The sequence below is a fragment of the Desulfocucumis palustris genome, assembly GCF_002933875.1.
GTDB classification, from domain to species: domain Bacteria; phylum Bacillota; class Desulfotomaculia; order Desulfotomaculales; family Desulfocucumaceae; genus Desulfocucumis; species Desulfocucumis palustris.
Window position 1 is genome coordinate 1 of record NZ_BFAV01000006.1, and the last position, 810, is coordinate 810.

At 52.8% G+C, this 810-nt stretch carries 1 protein-coding gene; it reads left to right on the forward strand.

What is annotated here, in order from left to right:
• Positions 1–810, forward strand: an 810-nt coding sequence (locus DCCM_RS00700) for an RHS repeat protein (RefSeq protein ID WP_133163937.1), incomplete at both ends; no start/stop codon positions are given.

Genomic DNA, 810 nt, shown 5'->3' on the forward strand with positions numbered 1-810 from the left:
ATAATTTAAATAACCGGGTGACCAGCGTAACAGACGCCTTAAACAACGTAACCGGCTACACCTACGACCCCTGCGGAAACCGCACCACCGTAACCAATGCCAACGGGCACACAACCACCTACACCTATGACAAACTAAATAATGTATTAACCGAAAAAGTCCCCGGGGGCAAAACCACCCGCTGGACCCACGACCCCCTGGGAAGAACGGCCACCCAAACAGACCCCCTGGGGGACACCACCACCTACAAATACGACCAGGCGGGCCGCTTAACCGGCAAAATATACGATGACAACAGCATGGTCAAATACACCTATGACGGCAACGGCAACAGGCTGACCATGGACGACCAGCTGGGGACAACCCTGTACAGATACGACACCAACGACAACCTGCTGGAAGTAACGGACAGCCTGGGGAGAAAAAACACCTACACCTACGACAGGGCAAACAACAGAAAAACACTAACCACCTCCTTCGGCACCCAGACCTATGAATACGACACAGCAAGCCAGCTTACCGCGTTAACCGACTTTAACGGCAACCGCATAACCCTAACCTACGACGGGGACGGCAGAACAACCGCCATCAACTACCCGGAAGGCGGGCAGATAGGCTATACCTACAACCAGCTGGACCAGATAACGGAACTGACAAACACAAGCCATACGGGAGCGTACAACAACCTTTCCTACCAGTACAACGGGAACGGACTGGTCTCCTCGGTCACCCATAGAAAAAAATATCCCAGCAGCGCGCTGCAAACTCATAAATACAACCTGGTTTACGACAGCCTGAACAGGCTGTCCA